The sequence below is a fragment of the Actinophytocola algeriensis genome, assembly GCF_014203735.1.
GTDB lineage: Bacteria > Actinomycetota > Actinomycetes > Mycobacteriales > Pseudonocardiaceae > Actinophytocola > Actinophytocola algeriensis.
Genome location: NZ_JACHJQ010000004.1, coordinates 562,596 through 586,079 on the forward strand (window position 1 = coordinate 562,596; position 23,484 = coordinate 586,079).

Annotated in this window: 17 protein-coding genes, 1 tRNA gene and 1 riboswitch; of the genes, 8 read left to right on the forward strand and 10 right to left on the reverse strand. The window is 71.2% G+C overall.

From position 1 onward, the window contains the following. Positions 1-11: 11 nt before the first annotated feature. Both FHR82_RS20565 and metH read left to right on the forward strand, forming a co-directional pair. Entirely contained in the window at positions 12-1,082 is a 1,071-nt protein-coding gene (locus FHR82_RS20565; RefSeq protein ID WP_184812078.1) for a hypothetical protein, read from the forward strand. Between the two features lie 103 nt (positions 1,083-1,185). Continuing rightward, positions 1,186-1,263, forward strand: a riboswitch (S-adenosyl-L-homocysteine riboswitch). A gap of 14 nt (positions 1,264-1,277) precedes the next feature. Further along, entirely contained in the window at positions 1,278-4,883 is a 3,606-nt protein-coding gene (metH, locus tag FHR82_RS20570) for a methionine synthase (protein WP_184812079.1), read from the forward strand. A 334-nt stretch (positions 4,884-5,217) separates the two neighbouring features. On the opposite strand, the gene FHR82_RS20575 is transcribed toward metH, so the two are convergent. Then, positions 5,218-6,051: a helix-turn-helix transcriptional regulator gene (locus tag FHR82_RS20575; protein ID WP_184812080.1), complete on the reverse strand. Its 834-nt coding sequence runs from the start codon at positions 6,049-6,051 to the stop codon at positions 5,218-5,220. A 100-nt stretch (positions 6,052-6,151) separates the two neighbouring features. Here FHR82_RS20575 and FHR82_RS20580 point away from each other — a divergent pair, with 100 nt between their 5' ends. Both FHR82_RS20580 and FHR82_RS20585 read left to right on the forward strand, forming a co-directional pair. Then, the gene (locus FHR82_RS20580; protein WP_184812081.1) at positions 6,152-7,561 is read left to right on the forward strand and encodes an MFS transporter; all 1,410 of its coding nucleotides are present in this window, start codon (positions 6,152-6,154) and stop codon (positions 7,559-7,561) included. Between the two features lie 122 nt (positions 7,562-7,683). Then, positions 7,684-8,178, forward strand: coding sequence for a cupin domain-containing protein (locus FHR82_RS20585; protein WP_184812082.1), 495 nt, complete (start codon positions 7,684-7,686; stop codon positions 8,176-8,178). Here FHR82_RS20585 and FHR82_RS20590 read toward each other — a convergent pair. Further along, positions 8,150-9,820 carry an SDR family oxidoreductase gene (locus FHR82_RS20590; protein ID WP_184812083.1) on the reverse strand — a complete coding sequence of 557 codons (1,671 nt, stop codon included), beginning with the start codon at positions 9,818-9,820 and terminating at the stop codon, positions 8,150-8,152. The genes FHR82_RS20585 and FHR82_RS20590 overlap by 29 nt on opposite strands. 63 nt (positions 9,821-9,883) lie before the next feature. On the opposite strand from FHR82_RS20590, the gene FHR82_RS20595 reads away from it, so the two are divergent. Beyond that, positions 9,884-9,956, forward strand: a tRNA-Arg gene (locus FHR82_RS20595). 606 nt (positions 9,957-10,562) lie between these two features. Continuing rightward, positions 10,563-10,874: a permease-like cell division protein FtsX gene (locus tag FHR82_RS47530; protein ID WP_184812084.1), complete on the forward strand. Its 312-nt coding sequence runs from the start codon at positions 10,563-10,565 to the stop codon at positions 10,872-10,874. 7 nt (positions 10,875-10,881) lie between these two features. On the opposite strand, the gene FHR82_RS20605 is transcribed toward FHR82_RS47530, so the two are convergent. Then, entirely contained in the window at positions 10,882-11,463 is a 582-nt protein-coding gene (locus FHR82_RS20605) for a phosphatase PAP2 family protein (RefSeq protein ID WP_311771187.1), read from the reverse strand. 62 nt (positions 11,464-11,525) lie between these two features. Here FHR82_RS20605 and FHR82_RS20610 point away from each other — a divergent pair, with 62 nt between their 5' ends. Then, positions 11,526-12,593, forward strand: a complete 1,068-nt coding sequence (locus tag FHR82_RS20610; protein WP_184812085.1) for a DUF6042 family protein — start codon at positions 11,526-11,528, stop codon at positions 12,591-12,593. Here FHR82_RS20610 and FHR82_RS20615 read toward each other — a convergent pair. Then, positions 12,565-13,626 (reverse strand): DUF3103 family protein, encoded by a 1,062-nt coding sequence (locus FHR82_RS20615; RefSeq protein ID WP_221464014.1) that lies wholly within the window; start codon positions 13,624-13,626, stop codon positions 12,565-12,567. The two genes, FHR82_RS20610 and FHR82_RS20615, sit on opposite strands and share 29 nt — an antisense overlap. 234 nt (positions 13,627-13,860) lie before the next feature. On the opposite strand from FHR82_RS20615, the gene FHR82_RS20620 reads away from it, so the two are divergent. Further along, entirely contained in the window at positions 13,861-15,003 is a 1,143-nt protein-coding gene (locus FHR82_RS20620) for a peptidoglycan DD-metalloendopeptidase family protein (protein ID WP_221464015.1), read from the forward strand. A 52-nt stretch (positions 15,004-15,055) separates the two neighbouring features. Here FHR82_RS20620 and FHR82_RS20625 read toward each other — a convergent pair whose 3' ends face one another. From FHR82_RS20625 to FHR82_RS20650, 6 genes are all read right to left on the reverse strand, one after another. After that, complete coding sequence (locus FHR82_RS20625) at positions 15,056-17,347, reverse strand: RCC1 domain-containing protein (protein WP_184812086.1); 2,292 nt, start codon at positions 17,345-17,347, stop codon at positions 15,056-15,058. 139 nt (positions 17,348-17,486) lie between these two features. Next, positions 17,487-18,461, reverse strand: coding sequence for an FG-GAP repeat domain-containing protein (locus tag FHR82_RS20630; RefSeq protein WP_184812087.1), 975 nt, complete (start codon positions 18,459-18,461; stop codon positions 17,487-17,489). Between the two features lie 128 nt (positions 18,462-18,589). Beyond that, positions 18,590-19,732 (reverse strand): CHAT domain-containing protein, encoded by a 1,143-nt coding sequence (locus FHR82_RS20635; protein ID WP_184812088.1) that lies wholly within the window; start codon positions 19,730-19,732, stop codon positions 18,590-18,592. After that, positions 19,726-21,297, reverse strand: a complete 1,572-nt coding sequence (locus FHR82_RS20640; protein WP_184812089.1) for a tetratricopeptide repeat protein — start codon at positions 21,295-21,297, stop codon at positions 19,726-19,728. The genes FHR82_RS20635 and FHR82_RS20640 overlap by 7 nt, the downstream gene beginning before the upstream one ends. Then, entirely contained in the window at positions 21,294-22,220 is a 927-nt protein-coding gene (locus tag FHR82_RS20645; protein WP_184812090.1) for a hypothetical protein, read from the reverse strand. The genes FHR82_RS20640 and FHR82_RS20645 overlap by 4 nt, the downstream gene beginning before the upstream one ends. Further along, on the reverse strand, positions 22,217-23,437 hold the full coding sequence (locus FHR82_RS20650) for a hypothetical protein (protein WP_184812091.1): 1,221 nt from the start codon (positions 23,435-23,437) through the stop codon (positions 22,217-22,219). The genes FHR82_RS20645 and FHR82_RS20650 overlap by 4 nt, the downstream gene beginning before the upstream one ends. Positions 23,438-23,484: the final 47 nt, after the last annotated feature.

Here is a 23,484-nt window from a genome sequence, read left to right on the forward strand (position 1 = left end):
CACTGACCGGTGTGCGCCTGATCGCGGTCGTCCTCGCGTTGCTGCTGGTGGCGAGCTGCGGCTCGGCCCCGCCCCCGGCGCGGATGCGGTTCACGCAGGTGGAGCTGCCGCCGGGCGCCGCGCCGGTCCGCATCGCGGCCGCCGGGGACGAGCTGGTCGTCGCGGTGAGCACGGACGGGAAACCGGGGATCGTGCGCCACCGGGACGGCAGGAACACCGAGGTCCCGCTGACCCCGGCGACCGGCTACGGCGCCGAGGCGCTCTGGTACTCCCTGGCGGCGAACGACGGGGAGATCCTCGCCATCGGCGGCAAACGCGGCGGCGCGCACGGCAATGTCCGCTGGAGCGTCTGGCGCACCACCGGCACGGGTGTGGCAGAGCAGCCCCAGGCGTTCTCCACCTTCGGCGGGCTCGGCGCGGGCGACCTCGTCGACGCGGTGCTCCCCAGGACGGGCCCGCTGCTCGTCGGGACGTGGCAGAGCCACAGCGCCGGATCAGACCCTTCTGTATGGACGACGGACGGCTCCATATGGACTCGGCTGAGTTCGACAGGAACCCCGCTGGAGAGCACTAGAGCCGCGCTGAAGTTCCCCATGGCCGCGACCGCGCACGGAGCCGACGTGGTGATCGCCGGATGGCAGTTCGTGAAGGGTGTGCAGCAGCCGGTCGTGTGGACGCTCCGTGACGGTTCGGCGACGCTGACGCCGCTGCCCGACGCGGGCAAGCTCGGCAACGCCATGACCGTGACCTGCGCAGACACCTGTTCGGTTGCCGGCCGGGTGGACGGCAGGCTGGCCGTCTGGCAGGGGAGTGGTAACACGTGGCGACGGGTTCCCGACGTACCCGAGGTACCCGTAGGGGACAAGGACCGGCCACCGCCGCCCCTCGGTGACACCCTCGTGTACTCCGAACGGGGCAACGTACGCATTGCTACCCTCAGTGGCGGCACTCGCGACGCGGTCGGCCCCACAGGCGTGGTCACCGGCGTCGCACGGGTCGGCGACAGCTTCTATGTGCTGGCGGGACCCAGCAATGACAGTCAGGACAACAACCAAACCCTGTGGCGCGCAGGTCCGGGCTGACCGCCCGGTCGCGCGCCGGCTCGGGTGGTGCGGCAGAACGAGTCAGTCATCCCGCGATGCGGCCGTCATCGCGGCGGCGTGCCTGACTCGGTAAAGTCCCCCTTGGGCCGAGAGGCGCTGCAACGGACTGGGGTCCGCCACGCTCGGCCCGGACGACCATTCCGAAGGGCGCCTCCCACTTCACTGGGAGGTCGCATGAGCAAGGAACCGGCCCTTCGCGCGCTGTTCGACGAGCGCATCGCCGTGTTGGACGGCGCATGGGGCACCATGCTGCAGAACGCCTCCCTCAAACCGGAGGACTATCGCGGTGATCGGTTCGGTGACCACACGCACGACGTCACCGGCGACCCGGACCTGCTGAACCTCACGCGCCCGGACGTCATCCTCGACGTGCACCGCCAGTACCTCGCGGCGGGCGCGGACATCACGACCACCAACACGTTCACCGCGACGTCCATCGGGCAGGCCGACTACGGCCTGCAGGAGTACGTGCGCGAGATGAACGTCGAGGGCGCGCGGCTCGCGCGGCAGGCGGCGGACGAGTTCGGCGGCCGGTTCGTGGCCGGGTCGATCGGCCCGCTCAACGTGACCCTGTCGCTGTCGCCGAAGGTCGAGGACCCGGCGTACCGCGCGGTCACCTTCGACGAGGTCAAGGCCTCCTACGCCGAGCAGATCTCGGCGCTCGCCGAGGGCGGCGTCGACATCCTGCTGATCGAGACCATCTTCGACACCCTGAACTGCAAGGCCGCCGTGGCCGCCGCCCACGAGGTCGCGCCAGAACTGCCGCTGTGGATCTCGGTCACGATCGTCGACCTGTCCGGCCGCACCCTGTCCGGGCAGACGGTCGAGGCGTTCTGGCGCTCCGTGGCCCACGCCAAGCCGCTGGTGGTCGGCGTCAACTGCTCGCTCGGCGCCGACGAGATGCGCCCGCACGTCGCGGACCTCGCCCGGTTGGCCGACACCTACGTCGCCTGCCACCCGAACGCGGGCCTGCCCAACGCCTTCGGCGGCTACGACCAGACACCCGACGAGATCGGCGCCCTGCTCGGCGACTTCGCGGCCGCGGGCATGGTCAACGTCATCGGCGGCTGCTGCGGCACCACCCCGCCGCACATCGCGAAGATCGCGGAGGCCGCGCGCGGCAAGGCGCGGCGGCCGATGCCGGCCGTCGAGCCGCGCACCCGGTTCTCCGGCCTCGAGCCGTTCGAGATCGGCGCGGACACCGGCTTCGTCATGATCGGTGAGCGCACCAACGTCACCGGCTCCGCCAAGTTCCGCCGCCTCATCGAGGGCGACGACCACCAGGCGGCCGTCGACGTCGCGCTCGACCAGGTGCGCGGCGGCGCGAACCTGCTGGACGTCAACATGGACGCCGACCTGCTCGACAGCGAGCAGGCGATGACCACGTTCCTGAACCTGATCGCGACCGAGCCCGAGGTCGCGCGCATCCCCGTCATGATCGACAGTTCCAAGTGGACTGTGCTCGAGGCGGGCCTGAAGTGCCTGCAGGGCAAGGGCGTCGTCAACTCGATCTCCCTGAAGGAGGGCGAGGAGCCCTTCCTGGAGCAGGCGCGCAAGATCCAGAGCTACGGCGCCGGTGTCGTGGTCATGGCCTTCGACGAGCAGGGCCAGGCCGACACCGCCGACCGCAAGGTCGAGATCTGCGGGCGCGCCTACGACCTGCTGACGCAGAAGATCGGGTTCGCCGCCGACGACATCATCTTCGACCCGAACGTGCTCGCGGTCGCCACCGGCATGGCAGAGCACAACGGCTACGCGAAGGCGTTCCTCGACGCGCTGCCCAGGATCAAGGAACGCTGTCCCGGCGTCCACATCTCCGGCGGCATCTCGAACCTGTCGTTCTCCTTCCGCGGCAACAACGTCGTGCGCGAGGCCATCCACTCGGCGTTCCTGTTCCACGCCGTGCAACTCGGCCTGGACATGGGCATCGTCAACGCGGGCCAGCTCGCGGTGTACGAGGACATCCCGAAGGACCTCCTCGAGCTGGTCGAGGACGTGCTGTTCGACCGTCGCGAGGACGCGACCGACCGGCTCGTCTCCTTCGCCGAGAACGTGAAGGGCTCCGGCACCAAGCGGGTCGTCGACCTGTCGTGGCGCGAGGGGACCGTCCAGGAGCGGCTGTCGCACGCGCTGGTGCACGGCATCGTCGACTTCATCGAGGACGACACCGAGGAGGCCCGGCAGCAGTACCCCCGGCCCCTCCAGGTGATCGAGGGCCCGCTGATGGACGGCATGAAGATCGTCGGCGACCTGTTCGGGGCCGGCAAGATGTTCCTGCCGCAGGTCGTGAAGAGCGCCCGCGTGATGAAGCGTTCCGTCGCCTACCTCGAGCCGTACATGGAGGCGGAGAAGGAGAAGCTCCGTCTCGAAGGCAAGATCGACACCGGTCGCGGCCAGGGCAAGGTCGTGCTGGCCACGGTCAAGGGCGACGTGCACGACATCGGCAAGAACATCGTCGGCGTCGTTCTCGGCTGCAACAACTACGAGGTGATCGACCTCGGCGTGATGGTGCCCGCCGCGACCATCCTGGACACCGCGATCGCCGAGAGCGCCGACGTCATCGGGCTTTCCGGCCTGATCACCCCGTCGCTGGACGAGATGGTGGCGGTGGCCGCGGAGATGGAGCGGCGCGGGCTGAAGCTGCCGCTGCTGATCGGCGGCGCGACCACGTCCCGGCAGCACACGGCGGTGCGGATCGCGCCGGCGTACGAGAACTCCACGGTGCACGTGCTCGACGCGTCCCGGGTGGTCGGCGTGGTGTCGGACCTGCTGGACGCGGACCGCGCGGAGGCGCTGGACAAGCGCAACCGCGAGGAGCAGGAGACGCTCCGCGTGCAGCACGAGAACAAGCGCCGTCAGCCGCTGCTGTCGCTGGAGGCCGCCCGCGCGAACCGGGAGGCCGTGTCGTTCGACGACATCCCGACGCCGGACTTCACCGGCCTGCGGGTGATGGCGCCGACGATCGCCGAGCTGCGCGAGATGATCGACTGGCAGTTCCTGTTCCTGGCGTGGGAGCTGAAGGGCAAGTACCCGGCGATCCTGGACCAGCCGGTCGCGCGTGAGCTGTTCGACGACGCGAACACGATGATGGACCAGATCATCGCCGACGGTTCCCTGACCGCGCGCGGTGTCTTCGGCTTCTGGCCAGCGCACTCCGACGGCGACGACATCGTGCTGGCGACGGGGGACCGGTTCCCGATGCTGCGCCAGCAGACGCAGAAGCCGGAGGGCCGCCCCAACCGCTCGCTGGCGGACTACGTGGCGCCCGCCGGCGACCACCTGGGTGGCTTCGCGGTGGCGATCCACGGCGCCGAGGAACTGGCCGCGCGGTACGAGGCCCAGAACGACGACTACAAGTCGATCATGGTGAAGGCGCTGGCGGACCGCCTCGCGGAGGCGTTCGCGGAGTGGATCCACCTGGAGGCGCGCCGCCGCTGGTTCGAGCCGGACGCGGAGCCGGAGCTGGCGGACCTGCACGCGGAGCGGTTCCGCGGCATCCGTCCCGCGCTGGGCTACCCGGCGAGCCCGGACCACAGCGAGAAGGAACTCCTGTTCCACCTGCTGGACGCGGGCGCCCTGGACATCGGCCTGACCGAGAGCTACGCGATGACCCCCGCGGCGGCTGTCTCTGGCCTGATCTTCCAGCACCAGGACGCGCGCTACTTCACCGTCGGCCGCCTCGGCAAGGACCAGGTGGTGGACTACGCCACCCGCCGGGACATGACGGTGGAAGAGGTGGAGCGCTGGCTCCGCCCGAACCTGGCCTACGACCCCGAGTGACCCGTCAGCGGCGCCGCCAGGATCGCTCACGGCGACCTGGCGGCGCCGCGTCGCGTGCGCATCACCTTGTCCGCCAAGGAGATCCACGACGGCCCACCCGCACGGTGCGCGGATGGGCCGAAGGGAAGCGGGCGCCGGCCGGAGGCTGGGGGGAACATCCGGCCGGCGTTATCCGGTCACCTCTGCGACTGACCGAACCACATCGGCAATGCCCTGGGGGTGTCGACACCACCGGAAAGGCTCTGGTCATTGTCGCCGCAATCGGTGACCAACCTGTACAACGGTGGACTTCCGCCTTACGTTCCCGTGCCGACGTGCCTTCCGTCACAGGGAGTCACAGCCGAAGGAGCAGGTTCGCGGTGTGCTCGTCGGCGGGTGTGTAGGTCGTCATGCGCAGCTCGGACCGCTGGCCCAGCCACAGATAGGTGTAGTCGAAGGTCAGTACGCCCAGCTCGTGGTGGCGAAATCGTTTTGTCAGGTTTCGCATCGGCTGGACGTCGTATCGCACCCACAGGGCCTCGAACTCCGGTGACTCGGTCCGCAGCCGCTTCACCAGCGACCGCCACGCCGGCTCCGCGAGGTGCTTGGCCATCGCTCCCCGTAACTGCCCGACCATCTGCGGCCGCCGGTCCGCGAGGTCCGGCATCCGCGCCTGCCACCCCGGGTTCGTGAACGCCTGCAGCACCGCGTTCTGCTCGTGCCCCGGCAGTGCCGACACCCCCATGAGCTCGTCGTAGGGCCGGTTGTAGGCGAGGATGTCGAACCGCGCGTTCGTCACCAGCGCCGGGAACGGGTCCAGCTTGCCGAGCATCGCGCGCACACCCGCCGGGATGGCCCGGCATTCCTTCTCCCTCGCCGGTTCTGCCGCGCCGGCGAGCGTGAACAGGTGCGCCCGCTCGTGCGGGTCGAGCCGCAGCGTGCCCGCGATCGCCAGCAGCACCTGTTCGGAGACGTTGATGTCGCGCGCCTGCTCGAGCCACGTGTACCAGGTGACGCCGACACCGGCGAGCTGCGCGACCTCCTCGCGCCGCAGCCCCGGCGTGCGCCTGCGACCTGACGTTGTCAGCCCCACCTGGTCCGGTGAGATCCGCTCCCGCCTGTTGCGCAGGAAGGCCGCCAGCTCACGGCGCCGCGCCTCGGCCGTGTCCGTCACGAGCGGTGTTGCCATGTCTCCACCGTGACACGCCACGCAGCCAGGTGCCAGGTAGTGCGGGTACCTGGATGGCCACACTCTGGTACCAGTGTGGCAGTGAGCGTTCTCTGGTGACGTGACCACGCTCATCGCGCCCCCGCGGCTGTCCGCGGCAGGCCTCGCGACGCTCTTGCTGAGCACCGTGCTGGCTCCCATCGACCTGTTCATCGTCAACGTCGCACTGCCCACGATCCAGTCCGACCTGCACGCGTCCACGTCGGCTCTCGAGTGGGTGCTCGCGGGCTACGGCGTCGCGTTCGCGTTGCTGCTGGTCATCGGCGGCAGGCTCGGTGACGCGCTCGGCAGACGCCGCGTCCTCACCTGGGGTCTCGCCGCGTTCACCGTCACGTCGCTGATCTGCGGCCTCGCGCCCACCACCACGGTGCTCGTCCTCGCCAGGGCCGCGCAGGGGGCCGCGGCGGCGCTGATGGTGCCGCAGGTGTTCTCGATCATGCAGGCCACCACGAGCGGTGAGCAGCGCGCCAGGACGCTCGGCTACTTCGCCGCCGCGGCGGGGGTCGCGATGGTGCTGGGCCAGGTACTCGGCGGTGTGCTGGTGGCAGCAGACGTCGCGGGTGCGGGCTGGCGGCCGATCTTCTTGGTCAACGTCCCGATCGGGATCGCCGTGATACTCCTCGTGTCCAGGACCCTGCCGGAAAGCCGGGCCGTTGACCCGATCGGTGTCGACCGGTGGGGGACCGTGCTGCTCGGCGGCGCGCTGCTCGCGTTGCTGGTGCCGCTGCTGGAAGGCAGAACGCTGGGCTGGCCCGCGTGGTGCTGGGCGCTGCTGGTGCTGTCGCCGGTACTCGCGGCGTCGTACTTCGCGGTGGCGCGGCGGCTGGAGCGGACCGGTGGTGTCCCGCTCCTGCCACCCACCTTGCTGCGGATGCAGACCATGCGCCACGGCGTGCTGATCGCGGTCCCGGTGTTCGCCGGGTTCGGCGGGTTCATGTTCGTGTTCGCGCTGGTCTTCCAGACCGGCCTGCACTACAGCCCGCTCACCGCGGGTCTCGCGCTGACGCCGGCCGCGATCGGCTTCCTGGTGATGTCACTGCAGACCAGCTGCCTGGTGGCCCGGCACGGCAGGCGGGTGCTGGTGACGGGCGCGATCGTCCAGGTCACCGGACTGCTGGCCCTGACCGCGACAACGCTGAACGCGTGGCCGGACATCTCGGTACTGGACCTGGCACCCGGCGCCCTGCTGTACGGCATGGGACAGGGCGCGATCGCCCCGGTGCTGTTCCGGGTGATCCTGTCCGGCGTACCGACGGAGGCCGCCGGCGCGGGCAGCGGAGTGCTCACCACGACACAGCAGACGTCGCTGGCGCTGGGGGTCGCGACACTGGGATCGCTGTTCGTGGCCCTGGCCGGAACACTGGGCATGCGCGACGCACTGGTGCTCACCACACTGCTGATGGCCGGGTTGTCGGCGGTGGTCGGCGTACTGACGGCCAGGCTGCCCGACCCCCGCCACACGCCCAGGTGACCAGGCCCGCCACGTGGCGGGTCCTGTCAGACTGTCGCCCGTGGAGTTCTTCTGTCACCACCGCGACCGGCCGGGTTTGCTGGGCGGCCCGCCGCTGACCACCTGAGCCGGTAGAGGAAGAGATGCGGCCGACAGCCAAGCAGCTGCAGCAGCTGTGGCAGATGACGAAACTGCCACAGGAGGACGTCCTGTTCACCCCGACCTACGAGTCGGCAGGCAAAGGCCACGACGGAAAGCCGCTCTGCAACGCGATGATCGCCATGTTCACCGACGAACCCGGTTCGTTCTCGGACATGCACCGCCTGCCCACCGACGAGCTGTGGCACTTCTACCTCGGCGACCCCGTCGAGCTGCTCCTGCTCCACCCCGACGGCCACGACGAGCTGATCACACTGGGCACCGACGTCCTGGCGGGACAACGAGTGCAGGTGACGGTCCCGGCCGGCACGTGGATGGGCGCGCGACTACGTCCGGGCGGCGAGTACGGCGTCTACGGCAACACCATGGCCCCGGGCTTCGTCCCGAGTGATTTCGACCCAGGCGACCGGACGGAACTGACCAGCCGCTGGCCACACAGAGCCGACCTGATCACCGCCCTGACGAGGCACGCCGGTTGAGCGCGGCAAGAACCGCTCGCGTCATGGCGGGCGAGACCCGGTTGGCGACAGCACCCAGCTTGGCCTCAGGTGTCACGGGCACGACAGTCCGGTTCTCCCGCACCGCGGCCACGACGGCCGCGGCCACCTTCTCGGGCCCGAACCCACGCCGCCGGTAGAACTCGGTGGCCCGAGCCTGCTGAGCCCGCTCGTCCTCGCCGTCCAACCCGGCGAACCGAGTGACAGAGGTGATGTTGGTGTGCACGAACCCGGGGCAGATCGCACTGACCGCGATCCCGTCGGCGGCCAGCTCACCGGAGAGGCACTGGGCCAACATCAGCACCGCGGCCTTGGTGGTCCCGTAGGCAGGCAGCGAAGGAAGCGGGAGAAACCCGGCAGCGGAGGCGGTGACGACGACGTTCCCACCTTCGCCCCGGGCGACGAGCGGCGGCAGGAAGGCGCGCAGGGTGTGGATGACACCCCACAGGTTGACGTCGAGCACACGCTGCCAGTCCTCGACACTGGTGTCGAGAAAGCGACCCGCGACGGCGACCCCGGCGTTGGCCATGACGATGTCCGGTACTCCGTGCTCGGCGAGCACGTGATCCGCGAGCCGCTGGGTGGCGGACCCGTCGGAAACGTCGAGCTGAAAAGCACTCCCACCGATCTCCTTGGCGGTGCGGGCGGCGGCATCGAAGTCGATGTCGACGCACAGCACCTCAGCACCCGCCCCGGCGAGCGCGAGAGCGGTGGCCCGCCCGATCCCACTACCGCCCCCGGTGACAAGAGCAAGCCGACCGGCGAGGGAAGGACGTTCGTCCCCCATGAAGGCCCGCTGAAGCTCACGAGGAGCGGCGGCCCCGTCAAGGTGCTCGATGAACTCGACAATCATCCGCGCGACGACCCGCGGCTTCTCGCGAACAGCCCAGTGCCCGGCAGCGAGGGGCCGCCGCCAGAGCCGCTCGACCCACGGATCGGCGGCCTCGAGAATGCCGGGCGTGACGAAGGGATCCTGGGTGAGCGCGAGCTGCTGAACGGGCACCGACGTTCGCCGAGCCCCAGGCCCGGAGAGCCGCCCAGCCATGTTGGCGCGGTAGAGCTCGACCCCGTTGCGGGCGTCCTTGTAGGTGGCGTGGAACTTCCGCCGGAGCGGGGGAAGGCGCCACACCAGTTCGGGCGCCAGAGGCACCTGAAACGCGCCGATGTACCAGGAGTGCAGGAGCTGCCGGAGCACCCGGGTCTTGGGCGCCCGCCGCATCCAGTCCCCGACGTGGTCGAGGTCGGGCCCGGAGATCGAGGTGTAGGAGAGAAAGAGGTCATGCAGAGCGGCATCCGAGACGGCGCCCCAGGCCTGAATGGACCCCCAGTCATGAGCGACGAGGTGGACAGGCTTGTCGGTAGCGCTGCGCACCACGGCAACGAGGTCCTCGACCAGCCGCGGAATGGCATACCCGTCCCGCGACCCAGGCACGGCGGACTCCCCAGCCCCGCGAACGTCATACCGGATCACCCGGAAGCGGCCGACCAGCTCCTGAACAACCCCATCCCAAACGGACGCATTGTCCGGATACCCGTGCACAAGCACCACAGGAACCCCATCAACAGGCCCATCCTCATAAACAGCAAGCCGAACCCCACCCGACTCCACCCACCGTCGACCCATGAGGCCACGGTAGCCGCAACCCCCGAAACCGCATGCGCTAAGCTTCCCGAAGTCGCAAGACGAGCCCACGTAGCTCAGGGGATAGAGCACTGCCCTCCGGAGGCAGGTGTCGCAGGTTCAAATCCTGCCGTGGGCGCCCATCTCCCATCCGGGATCTCGGCCTCTGACCAGGCCAAACTCTCTCCCAAGTGATCATGGCCTGTCCGGTCGTGTCCGGCTCTCCACGGACATTCATGGACAGCTGTGTTTCCCGGCGTCCTGTGCGTGCTGCCCTGCCTTGTGAGTAGTCCAGTGATGTCACGGCCGTGAATGTCACGGTGCCGACGTCCTCGACGTCGAAGGTGTAGGCGAACGGGAACGTGACGGACAGTCGACGACTACAGACGCGCCGGTACGGATTCGCCGACGAGAGCCGAGGTGGCGCCGACGGTACGGGTGAGGTGCGCGCAGCGCCGTGTCAGGCTTCTCGTAACGGCGAAGTTCACGACCGCGGGGCTGATGCGGCGTCCGTCCCAGGGGATGCATTTCTCGCTTCGAATGCGGCTCTGTAGGAGAGGTCAGCATGAGCGTCAGGAATTCCCGGCGGCGGGTTCGGGTGGTCGGCGCCGTCGGGTTGGCGGTATTGGTAGTGGTCGCCGCGACTCTGGTGATCGTGTTGTCCGGTGGCGGGTCTGACGGCGGTCCGCCGCCTACGTCTGCGGCGGAGCGGTGTCGGGCCGCGGGTGGGTATCCGGAGGTCCAGGTGGATTTCGTCAACGCCACAGCGGACGACGCGATGCGCCTGGCGGCGCGGACACTGCGCGACGATCCACGGGTCGCGGAGATCGGCGAGCGGTCTCGGGAGCAGACCTACGACCGGTTCAAGAAGCTCTACGCCGACAAGCCCGAGATGCTCGAGGCAGCGCGGCTGGAAGCCATGCCGGCGTCGCTGATGATCCGGCCGGCCGACGACGTCTCCCCGGAGCGGCTCGCGGACGACCTTCGTGCCGAACTGACCACCGCGGACAGGGTCGACGCCCTTCCCTGCGTCAGGGCGGCGCCACCGAGCCAGTAGGGCTTTGTCAGGTGCGGGCGTCGCTCGGCGTTCGGGGTGTGGCGCTGTGGATGGTGAGGACGGTGGCCGCCGCGAAGAGGGTGCCGCCGATGACGTCTGTCAGGTAGTGGTAGCCCAGGCCGATCATGCCGATCGTGACGCCCGCCAGTAGTGCCGCGCCCGCCACGGCGGTGACCGTTCTTGCCGTGCCGTTGAACAGAACCAGCATCACCACGAGTGTCGCGACCATGCTCACCGTGTGGCCGCTGGGGTAGACGAGTGTGTCGTCCTTCCACCGGTCGAACAGGGGCTTCAGCAGCCACGTGTTCGCCGCCACCGCGATGGCCGGAGCCAGTGCCGCGAACAGTGCGTCCCTCGGTCTCGACGTGTGCAGGCACCAGGCGACCAGCAGTGCCAGCACCGGCAGCAGCACGTACGGCTCTGTCGGTAGGACCAGGGCACGCAACAGTCCGGGTGGCCATCCGGTGATCGCCGAGTCGGCCGTCTCGTCGATGTCGCTGGGACCTCGGTCCCCCGCGAAGGCGAGTCCCAACGCGACGGTGAGGAGGGCGCAGGTGACGGCGAGGATCGTCGGTTGGCGGGAGCGCACAAGGTGACCGTAACGCGGGCTCGTCCGGGGATCATGTCGGTGCGCATTGCTAGTTTGGTGCCGTGACCGTGGTGGGGGCGTGTGAGGACGAGGACTACTGGCCGGAGTTCGGCACGCTCCTCGTGAGCGATGACGGTGCTCACGAGGGGAGCGGGCCGTTCAGCCGGCAGGATACGAGGGTGCAGCCGTGCGGCACGATCGTCCGCACCGGGCACGGCTGGCTCGAGGGAGCGGCCGGTGACGGACCGCATGTCGTGCGCATGGAGGTGCACGACGCGGCGCCCGGCGACGATTCCTCCGAGTGGGAGGACGTCGTCGAGATCCCTTACCGGAGCCTGTCGGGAAAGGTCGGTCTCGGGTATGTGACCGGCGGGTTCTGCGGGGACGTGTGCACGCTTCCCGCCGCGGGTGCCTACCGCGTTCGGGCGGCCCGGCGGCAGCTGGCCGAGGACGACGCGGATGACCTGTGGCTGCTGCGTTTCTGGCCCGCGGAGCCGAGTCCGCCGCGGTGGTTCCGGCGCCGTGCCGCCGCGGTGCCGCCACCCGATCCGGGGTGGCGCACGTTGTTCGGCTACGGCGTCACCGATCTGCTGTGGGGGCTGTGGGCGGCCCGGGACGACACCGGGGGCACGACGACAGCGGCGTTGCTGCGGTGGGGCGAACAGCACGGGCGCTCAACGACCTGGCTGGACGAACCGTTGCCCGCGCCCGGTCCGCACGAGCTGGACCCGGCTGACGTCGCCCGGCAGGTCGGGTGTCCCGTGCCTGCCACGTTGGGCGGCATGCTGGACCTGTTCGTCGCCGCCGGGGTGCTGGCCGACGACGGCGGTTACCGCGAACCGAGTGTGACGCCCAATCCCGAGGACGTGCTCGAACTGCCGGTGGAGCGCAGGTCGCGGCTGATCGAACAACGCGACCTCGACCGCTTCCGCTCCTTCGCCGCCGACCTGGTGTCCGTGGTGATGTGGGGCGGGACGGAGCAGACGCTCGCCGGTCTCGCCGAGCGCACTCTCGTCGCGCGGGAGGACGTTCGTGCCACGCTCGAGTGGGCCGCGCGTGGCGACCTGCTGCACATCGCGGGCCCACTCGACGGGCAGTTCGTCACAGAGGTTGGACCCAGTACGGGTTGACGGTCATGGTGCCGTTGGCGGCCGCGCCGGTGAATGTGCCGGAGGTGGCGGTCGACAGGGTGTACCAGGAGTCGACGTAGTCCGGGTCGTCGGTCCACCAGTCGTCCGGGATGGCGTTCAGGATCGCGTTCACCAGCGGGATGTACGCGCCGCCGTCGATGATCGTCAGCAGTGCCTGGCTCAGTGCCAGTGCCAGTTCGCGGTAGTTGGTGCCGCCGTCCTCCTCCATCAGCACCAGGTCGGCGAGGTTGTACTTGTACGCCGAGAAGTGGACCAGCAGCTGGCCCGGGTAGTACGTGGTGCCGTCGTGGTCCAGGTACGGCATCTCGGCCGTGTCGACCTTGACCTTGCCGTCCTGGCCGAAGCCGGCCGCGATGGCGAAGATCTCGGCGCCGCCCTTGTGCCACGGCTCCTTGTCGTCGTTCAGCCGAATGGACGTGACCTGCGTGGCCCAGTAGCCCGCCGCGGCGCGGACGGTCGCGGCCTGGCCGTGCGCGGACAGGGTCGCGTCGACCACCTTCATGCCCATCGCTACTGCCTTCGCGGTGTCCACTTCGACCAGGTACACCGGGCGCGTGGGCACGGTGTCCGGGTCCAGCGGGACCGGGCGGGCGGCCCGGTCGTAGGCGGTCACGCTGGTCACCGTGTCGTCGCTGGGGGAGGACGCCACCAGCGGCGCGACGCCGCGGCGCAGTGCCGGGACCATGCCGGGGTCCGCCAGCCGGACGGTCAGCAGGGACGTGCCGTCCGGTGGCAGGCCCTTCGCGGACAGGACGGCGCGGTTCGCGGCGCGGACGGCCCGGCCGAGTGCGCTGTTCTCCGGCGCTCTGGCCAGGTTCACCGCGCGGTCGGCGGTCGCGGGCAGCAGGTTCCCCGCCTCGGGGGCGAACTCGCCGGCCAGTTGCCGGGCCAGGTGGTCGGTGACCTCAGCGACCGAGTCGGGCGCGGGCTCGGCGTTGGCCATCGGGGCCGCGAGCACGCCGACGGCGACCACGGCCGCGCCGAGCGAGGTGAGTAGACGTGACGACAGCACGGGTCGTGCCTCCTTCAGCCCTCGTGCAGGGTGGGGGAGGGCCGACAGAAAGTAGACGAACCTTCACGTTCCGCTGTCAACCCGGCAGGGCCGGATGCGGCCACTGGACGGCGAGAATGCGGCCGGATGGACAGCGACACGTCGCTCGCGATCGGACGGTTGGCGGGTGACGGCGCGGTCTGTGATCTCAAGACTCGAAGGTGGCATCCCTTCAACCCTGCGGAGGAATCCACCATGATCAGGAAACTGCTCACCGGCGCCGCACTGGCGTGTGCGGTGGCGACGACGGCCGTGTCACCCGCGGCCGCCGCGCCACCGGAGAACCTGGCGGCCGCCGTGACGGACTCGGTGCTGGCGCGGTCCGGCGCGTCGGCCACCGCGCCGATCGTCACCCCGACCCGGGAGGCGGCGGGCTGGGCGTTCGGCACCGTCGTGCTCCCCACCGGCACCGACAAGGACGACCACCCCGATGGCTGGTTGTTCGTCGCCGAACGCACCGGCTCGGAGTGGCGGGTGGCGCTCGATGGCGAGGCCGCGTTCGCCGAGCTGGCCGGGCGCGCACCAGTGGTCAGGTCCGGCGAGCGGGACCGGCTCGCCGCACTGGACGGACGGCTGGAAGTCAAGGCGGGCAACGACTTCCGCACCGGCATGGCCCTGCCGTACGCGGTCGGGCAGAGCTGGTACATGTACGGCGGGCCGCACGGCTGGTCCGGCACGCCGACGCCGTGGAGCTCACTCGACCTCGCCGGTGGTGACCAGCGGGTGCTGGCCGCGCGGGCGGGCACCGCGTACACGATGTGCACCGGCTGGCTGCGGGTCATCCACGACCGCGGCTACTCGACCGACTACTACCACCTGTGGAACAACATCTATGTGGACGGCGCGTCCGTCAGCCAGGGCACGTTCCTCGGCAACACCGGCACGGACGTCACGTGCGGCGGCTCCGCGTCCGGCAGGCACGTGCACTTCGCGTTGCGGCAGAACAGCGCGTACGTCGGCATCGCCGACCACGGCATCGGCAAGTGGGTGCCGCAGAACGGTGGCGCCGCCTACCAGGGCTCGGCGCTGCACGGCAGCACCCGCGTCGGCGCGGGCGGCGCGCTGTACAACTACGGCGCCCTCGGCTTCACCCAGGGTGTGATCGACTCGAACGGCGGCGGTGCCGTGAACAAGCGGTCCGGACCGGGCACCGGCTACGGCGTGGTCGGGTCCGTGGCGGACGGCGCGACCGTCAGCGTTTCCTGTTCCGCCAACGGAACGACGCACACGGGCCGGTGGGGGACCACCAGCCTGTGGAACCGGTTGACCGACGGCACGTGGGTCACCGACGCGTTCATGTGGACGGGCGTGAACGGCGCCGTCAACGGCACCTGCTGAGACGGGAACGGCCGGGCGGACAAGGTCCGCCCGGCCGTGATCCCTTGTGACGTCAGGGGTTCGCGACGACCGCGTAGCCCGTCTGGTAGCTGCTGCCCAGTGCGCTCACGCCGCCCAGACCCGGCACCGCGACCGGGGTGGCGGTGTAGTCGTAGACCGACTCGTTGCCGAGCGACTTGTACATGTTGTCGCCCCACGCCCAGACCGTGCCGTCGGAGCGCAGTGCGTAGCCGCCGTACTCGAAGTTCGCGATCGCGGTCACGTCCGTCAGGCCGGTCACCGCGACCGGGGTCCGTGCCACGTAGCCGACCTCGTGGTCCACGCCATCGCCGAGGTTGCCGCGGTGGCCGACGCCCCAGGCCGCGACGGTGCCGTCGGTGCGGAGCGCGTAGACGGAGGTGTACTTCGCCGCCACGGCGGTGACGCCGGTGAGGCCGGACACCTGGACGGGCACCCGGGACTCGCAGCGCACGGTCTCGTCGGGGTCGCAGACCTGGCCGTTGCCCAGCTGCCCGTCGCGGTTGTAGCCCCAGGCCCACAACGTGCCGTCGGACTTCACGGCGTAGCCGCTGTTGCTGCCCGCACCGGCCGACACCACACCGGACAGCGACGGGATGCGCGTCGGCGTGGCCACGTACTCGGCGGAGGAGCCGATGCCCAGCTCGCCGGAGGCGTTCCAGCCCCACGCCCACATCGTGCCGTCGGACTTCACGGCGTAGGTGGCCTGGCCACTGGACGCGATCGCGACCACGCCCGTCAGGTTCGGCACCCGCACGGGCACGGCCGACTGGTCGTACGTGCTGGTGCCGAGGTAGCCGCCGCCCCAGCCCCACACGGTGCCGTCGGACTTCAGCGCGAAGGCGTTGTAGCCCCCGGACGCGATCGCGGTGACGCCGGTCAGGCCCACGACGGGGACGGGCACCGAGGAACCGCTGCCGTTGCCGTTGGCTGTCCAGCCGTTGCCGAGCTGGCCAGAGCCGTTGTCGCCCCACGCGCGGACCGTGCCGTCCTCGAGCAGTGCGTACGCGCCGCCGCTCCAGCCGCCGCCGACGACCTGGCGCACCCCGGACAGGCCGATCACCGGCGTCGGGGTGGACGAGCCGAGGATGGTCTGGCTGGTGCCGAGCTTCCGGTAGGCGTTGTCGCCCCACGCGCGGACGCAGCCGGGAGCGCAGTCCGTCGGCGGCACCACGAACACACCGGACAGGTCGGCGATGAGGTGCGTGCTGCCGCGGTGGTTGTACAGCTCGATGCCGCGGTCGCGCTCGAAGGCGACGGTCGCCGCGTTCGGGATCGCCTTGGCGGGCACCAGGTTCAGCGTCGACGACCCGTACGGCTGGATCATCCACTCGCCCCACGCGGTCACGTAGGTGGAGACGGTGGCGCCGACACCGGTCAGGTTCATCGCCACGCCGGTCGCGTTGAGGGGCACGTCCTGGCTGAGGCCGACGCTGAGTGTCGCCTCGGGACCGAGCGGGCCTGCCGGGCCGCCGGTGCCGATGCCCACGCGGGTGTCGAGCACGCGGGTGGGTGGGAGCGGCAGGAACTCGGCGCCGTAGTCGGGGGTGTAGAAGCCGGTGAGGTCGGCGAGCAGTTCGATGGTGCCGCTGTTGTTGTACAGCGAGACGCGGCGGTCGGCGCCGAGTGCGACGGTGACCTGGTTCGGCCGGGTCTCACCCGCGACGACGTTGAGGTTCGACGCGGTCGGACGGGTGGTGCCGGTGGGGAACGCGGTCACGAACGTCGACGTAGTCGGCTCGGTGGCGGTCAGGTTGAACGTCACGGCGGTGGCCGACGCGGGCACGGAGTTCCGCAGGTCCAGCGTCCAGGTGCCGCCGGGGCCGAGCGGGGTCTGCCAGCGGGTGTCGAGCACCCGGTTCGGCGCGAGCACCGTGAACTTCGAGCCCGCCCCGGTCGCGTAGTGGCCGGCGAGGTCGGCGACCAGGTCGACGTTGCCGCTGTTGTTGTACAGCTCCACGGTCTTGCCGGCGCCGAGTGCGACGGTGACCTGGTTGGCGCGGATCTCACCGGCGGTCAGGTTGAGGCTGGACGCGGTTGGCCTGCTGGTGCCGCCGGGGTAGGCGGTGACGAACGTCGAGGCGGTGGGCGACACACCGGTCACGTTCAGCACCACGGCCGTCGCGGTCGCGGGCACGCGGCTCGCGAGGTCGATGGTGACGGTCCGGCCCGCACCGACCGGACTGGTCGAGCGGGTGTCGAGCACCCGCAGCGGCGACCGCTGGGTGAAGGTCGACCCGGCGGCGTCGTCAGCGGGCGCGGCCGACGTCGTGGTGATGGCCGGCCCGACGATGAGCACGCCGGCGGCGATTGCCGTGGTCAGCACGGCACGCAGAGAACGGGACAACGAAGCTCCCCCAGGAGTGAACGGGCCCCGACCCGGGCGGAAGCGTACGGCATGGCACGCCGTTCCGGGAGTCCATTGTGCGCGGTATGTGCACGCGCGCCTCCGCCCGGACCACGCGTCACTGCGTGCGCAGCACCCAGATTTCGCCGCTGTTCACGGCCACCAGGTCGGCGTCGGCGTCACCGTCCACATCGGCCGCGAGCGTCGCCTTCGTGCCGGAGAAGGCACCGGAGTACCAGACTTCCGGTGTGTCGTAGCCGGTGCCGTTCGACCGCATGACCCGCACGTCGGTGTCGTCGACCGCGATCAGGTCGGCGTCCCCGTCGGCGTCGATGTCGGCGGTGAGGGTCTTCTCGGTGCCGTGGAAGGGGATCGTGGACCACTGCTGGGCGGGGTTCTCGAACCAGCGGGGCCCGGCGGGGATGACCCGGACACCGGTGGTGTCGACGAGGATCAGGTCGGCGGCGCCGTCGCCGGTCGTGTCGGCGGCCAGTGTGGCCTGCTGCCCGCGGGCCTCCGGTCCCCATGCGACCAACGGCAGGGAGGCGGTGACGTTCGACCGCGCGGCCAGGGTGGGGATGCCGCCGCCGAACAGGCCGACCACGTCCATGTCCCCGTCGGCGTCGAGGTCGGCACCGAGGTTCCCGTAGTCGCCCGCGATCGTGTTGTTCAGCCAGTTGGCGTAATACTGGAACCCGTCCACCCCATACTGGTTGGTCCGCGCCAGCCCGACCCAGATCCCGCGCGGCTGCACGCGCCGGACGAGCACGACGTCGTCGCGGCCGTCCCCGTCCATGTCCCCGACGAGGCGGGTGGTCCCGACCACGGACGGATCCACGGAGTTGACGTTGCCCCAGTGTTCCTGCGGCGAGAACGACGATCCGGTCGACCGGACCACCCGGTTGCCGAACTGGTAGTTGTTGAAGCTGACGAGGTCGTCGTCCCCGTCGCCGTCGACATCCCCGGACTCGATCGAGATGTGCGCCTCGAAGAACCCGGTGAACCACAGTTCCGGTGTGCCGGTTGCCTGCGCCGGCGCGGTGAGCGTCATGGACAGCAAACCGGTGAGCCCGGCGATCGCGAGCAGTCGCATCGTGTGCCTTTCGTACGCTGGACGCGGGCCTCTGCCCCCGGCGGCCCGCCGTACAGAGCGTCGCGGATCAGGCCGGATCCGTTAACGAAACGACCGGGTGACCGGACGAACGGACCACCCACCCGGTCTCACGGCGCGTAGGCGGTGGAGAACGCTCCCCACAGGATCGGCGAAGCCTCGGCCTCACCGTCCCGGTCCCACAGATCCGCCTGCCCGCGCTGCCACAACCCGACCCCGGCAACGGGATCCGCCGAAGTGTGCGCCCCATCCACAGCCACCACAGCGGAACCAAACCCGGGCAGCACGGCATCGGTGGGCAACGTCCACCGAGTGGACGTCACGTACTCGGCCCCGCCGTGCACCATCGCCGCCACCAACCCGGACGGTTCCGCGAACCGGGCGTCCCCGCCGCTCTCGCAGGCGATCAACGCCACCCGGTTCGGAATCCGCCACGGCCGAGCCGACCCGTGCCCCAGCGCGATGTCCGCGGCGGTCAGCGGCCGATGCGCACCCACGAGCTCAGCCCGCCCGGAAGTCCCGGCCCCGCAACACAGGTGCAGCCGCGCGTCCAGCCCGTGCGCCGCCGTCGTCACGTGCCCCACGTACAGGAACCGGCCCGCCAGGACCAGTAGGGACTCGAGCACGTCCCGCGTGATGTCCTCCCGCCGGAACCCGCCAGGCACCGACCGCGCACCCAGGTCCAGCAACGCGGGCGACACCGGCCCCAGCACCGACCCCAGCTCCGAGTCGTCCGCGAACCCGGGCACCCGAGGGTCCAGCACCCCCACGACGGAACCCGAAGGGTCCCATGTGGACACCGTCCGCCCTGCCGCGTTCCGCACCGACGCTGGCGCCAGCACCGACACGTCCGCGACGTGCACCAGCCGCTCACCGGCCGACAGCCGCAGCGCCTCCCACGGCACCTGCGCGATCGACGGCGCGGGCTGGATCCGCAGGTGCACCCGCACCCCCTGCGACAGGTACGCGTTCAGCTCCGCCGCCAGCGCGGCCGGGAACAACCCCCGCGCGAGCCCTTCCGCCAGCGCCTGCTCCCGCTTCCGGTCCAGCAGCGGCCCGGCCAGCGCCCGCCCCAGCGCGTCCCGCACCGACTCGCCCGGCAGGGGTGTCGGCAACGCGGCCGCCAGCTCCGCCAGCGGCAGTCCAGCCGGGTCGGCCACCGCCACCCGTGGCTCGCCGAGCGCGTGTTCCCACCGCCACGTCACGTACAGGTGCCCGGCGTCGACGAACTTGATCTGGACCGTGGTCACCACGTCGGCACCACCTCGGCCGACCGCAGCGGCAGGTGGTACTCGGCCTCGGCCGTGTCGAGCAACGCGTCGAGCGCGGTCTGCTCGTCGCCGGGCAGCAGGCGGGGACGGGGCGGCAGTGCCAGCCGTGTGCTCAGGTCGGGAGCGGTGAACGCGGGCAGCGCCGGTTCGTCCCGCACCTCCTGCGACGGGTACGCGGTCAGCTCCGCCTCCAGCGACACGCTCGCCGAGATGTACTCCACCAGCTGGAACACGAGATCACCCGCACCGATCTCGGCCGCGAGCCGCAGTGCCAGCGACAGCGCGGGCATCGCCACGTGCCGCACCCACCGCTCGCGCATCGCACCGGGTTCGTAGCGGTGGCGGAAGCCGTCGGTCCCGAGTGCCGCGATCACCGCGAGCGGCAGCGCCATCTGGTACAGCGTCGCGGGTTCGTCGGACAGCGGCGCCGCGTCGGCCACGAGCTGTGCGCGGAGCACGTCGATCCGCGCGGTCTGGTGCCACGCCCCGGCACCGGCGGCCAGCGCACGTGCCCGCAGGAACACGTCCTCGGTCGCACCCAGGTCGCCGGTGACGACGTAGGTCACCTGTGCCCGCACCAGGTGGCTCTCGATCAGCGCGGGCACCACACCCGCCCGCTCGAGCGCCGCGATCGTCTCGTCCACCATGGTCGTCGCCTCGGTGAAGCGGTGCTGCCGCAGGGCGATCATGGCGCGGCTCATCCGGCACTCGGCCACGTCGGTGGGCCTGCCCGCCCGTTCGTACTCGGCCTCCGCGCGCCGCAGCCGCTCCTCGGCGTCGTCCAGCAGCCCCGCCCTGGCCGCCAGCCTGCCCAGGTTCAGCTCGAGGTACGCCCGGTCGGCCGCGCTGCCCCACAGTTCGCGCAGATCACGGGCCACGTGCAGGTGTTCGGTGGCACTGTGCTCGTCACCGGTGTGCGCGGCGATGGCCGCGAGGCTCGCGTACGCGTGCCCGGCGAGCCGGGGGTCGGCGGTCATCGCGATGTCGAGTGCCAGCCGGATCTCGGTCTCCGCCTCGGTGTACCGCTCCAGCGCCATCAGCGCGGCGCCGCGCGTGTTGTGCAGCACGAAGGGGAGCAGCGCCGCGTTGGCGGGTGCGGCGACCCCCGCCGCGGCCACCTCGTCGAGGTCGCGCAGCGCCTCCTCCGCGCGGCCGAGCGCCTGCAGTGTCTGTGCCCGGTTCACCAGCGTGCTCGACCGGACATCCGTGCTGCCGTACAGGTTCCCGGTCAGCCGGATGGCATCCACGCACGCGGCGAGGCTCTCCTCGCTGTACCGCAGGGCGCCGTCGAGGTCCCCGCGTGCCTCGGCCATCGACGCGCGGTTGCCCAACGCCCGCGCCCGCACGTCCAGTGCCTCACCGTCGTCGCCGCAGTCCCGCGTCGCGTGGAGGACCTCCTCGGTGATCGCCACCGCCTGGTCGAGGTCGCCTGCCTCGAACGCGCGGCCCGCGGCGTTGAGCCGGAGACCGACCGGGCGCCACCGCGGCCCGTAGCGCGTCGCGCCGCGCAGCCCGACGAGGTCGGGATCGTCCTCGATCTCGGTCAACGGCCCGCCGCCCGCTCGGTGAGGGTGGCGTCCGGCGCGGTGCGCCGGGCCTTCGCCATGGCGACGATCGCCGCGCGGCGGGCGGGGGCGTCCGGATCCTCGGGTGCGTCCGGGACGGCGAAGCCGGGGGAGTACACGGTCAGCACCCGTTGCGCGGCAGGCAGGAAGAGCACGGTCGCGGGCACCGGCACCGCTCCGTCGCCCCGCTCGTCGAGAGCGACGTCGAGCGGGCCGAACCGGGCCCGGAGGGGGACCCCGGTCCCCGGCGCCGACACCTCGAGCACCGACTCGCCGCCACGCCGCACCACGGCCCACGTCGCGTCGGCCGCCGCGTCCACCGCGCCCTGCGGCACCAGCGCCCAGTCGATGGGGCTCGAACCCCGCAGTACCACCACGTCCTCGCCGACCGTGCCACCGGCCGCCAACGCGAACCCGGACCGCGCCGGCACCGGGCTCACCGGCTCGGGCAGTGCGGTCGGCAGTGCGATCCCGTGGTCGTCGGCCAGGTCCGCGAGCCGGGCGGCCAGCTCGGTCGCACGGGCGCCCAGGTCGGGGTCGTCGGCGAGCGCGGCCAGCGGGTGCACGGCGTCGGCCGCGGCCGCGACGGCCCGTTCGACGGCGTCCGCGTCGTCGAGCAGGTGGTCGACCGCGGCCGTGGCGACGGCCAGTTCGGCCGCGAGCAGTGCCGGGTCGAGCGGCGGCACCCCGGCGACCGCCGACGCGGGCCACCACGCCCGCGCCCAGCCCAGGTAGGCGACCGTGCGCAGGGCCGTCGCGTCGTCGTCCAGCTCCCACAACCAGTCGGCGGCGGCCTGGTCGTCGTGGACCTCGACGACGGGCGGCTCGTCGGTCAGCACGTCCCAGCACAGCGTCGCGCCGCGTGCCTCCAGCAGCGCGGTCTGTTCGGGGTGGGGCCTGGTCATCGCGCCGCCCGTTCGAGCGTGGACCGCAGCCGGTCCCGCTGGTCCATGATCACCGACCGGAGCACGCCGTCGAGCACCGACCACAGCTCGACGGCCGCGAGTGTCTCGTGCCGCAGCTCCCTGCCGTGCAGCCGCACCCACAGCCTGCGCAGGTACGCGCCGCGCACGCCGTGCACGTCGGCCAGCAGGTCCTCCGGCACGGCCGACGGCATCCGCAGCACCCGGCGGACGTAGGCCTCCTTGGCCCACCGCGCCCGCAGCCGCGCACCGAACCCCGTGACCTCCTCGTCCACGAGTCCCGCGCTGGCCGCACGGCCGAGCACCATGACGACCCTGCTCACCTCCTCCGCCAGCTGCCACGGCTGGGCGGTGCGGTGGATCTCGTTGCGCACCAACGCGTCCGGGTCGTCGGTCACCACCTGGCGGATCGCCGCGAACAGGCGCTCGAACACCGACCGGTCGAGTGGCTTGGGCAGCTGCTGCTTCGACGCGCTGTCGCCGAGCGCGGGCGGCGACAGCCGGGGCCGGTCGGTCAGCCCGTAGCCGCGCGCGACCCCGGGCTGGGCCAGCTCACCCGCGCCCCGCGTGCCCGCACCCTGCGCGACGAGCGTCGCGAACAGGTCGGGGTCCGGGTCGGCGAGGAACCCGGCGACGTCGACGGGTTCGGCACCCGGGTCGCGCGCGCCTGCCCACGCGACGGTCAGCAGGCGGGTCAGCTCGGCCCGCCGGGCGGGATCGGTGACGAACCGGCGCAGCTCGGCGACGGTGAGCCGGGTGGCGGGGGAGTGGATCTCGGCGATCGACTCGGCGGCGACGGCCGTGGCGTCCGGCAGGTGCGCTGGGTCGCCGTGCTGGTGGGCCAGCTCGAAGCAGTGCTGGAAGTACAGGTCCTGCGGGTGGCCGTCGGCGATGCCCGCCTGCCGCCGGGTCTTCTTCAGCAGCACGAACCAGGCCGCGGTCGCGGCGAGCACCGGGCCCGCGGCGGCGATCGTGTCGCGCAGCTCGTCGACGTGCTCGGCCGCCACCGCACCGCTCGCCAGGTGCGGGTTCCGCACCGGGCGCAGCACGAGCGGGTCGAGCAGCAGCTTGACCGTGCGGGTCAGCGGCCTGCCGGACGCGTTGGACAGCGGCGCCACCGCGTCCCCCAGCGCGGCCCACGCCTGCGCGACCACCATGCCACGCGGCAGCGTGACGTGCGGATCGCTGCTGACGGTCACGCCACGAGCATAGATGCGGATCAAACCTGTGATCGGTAGGCCACGGC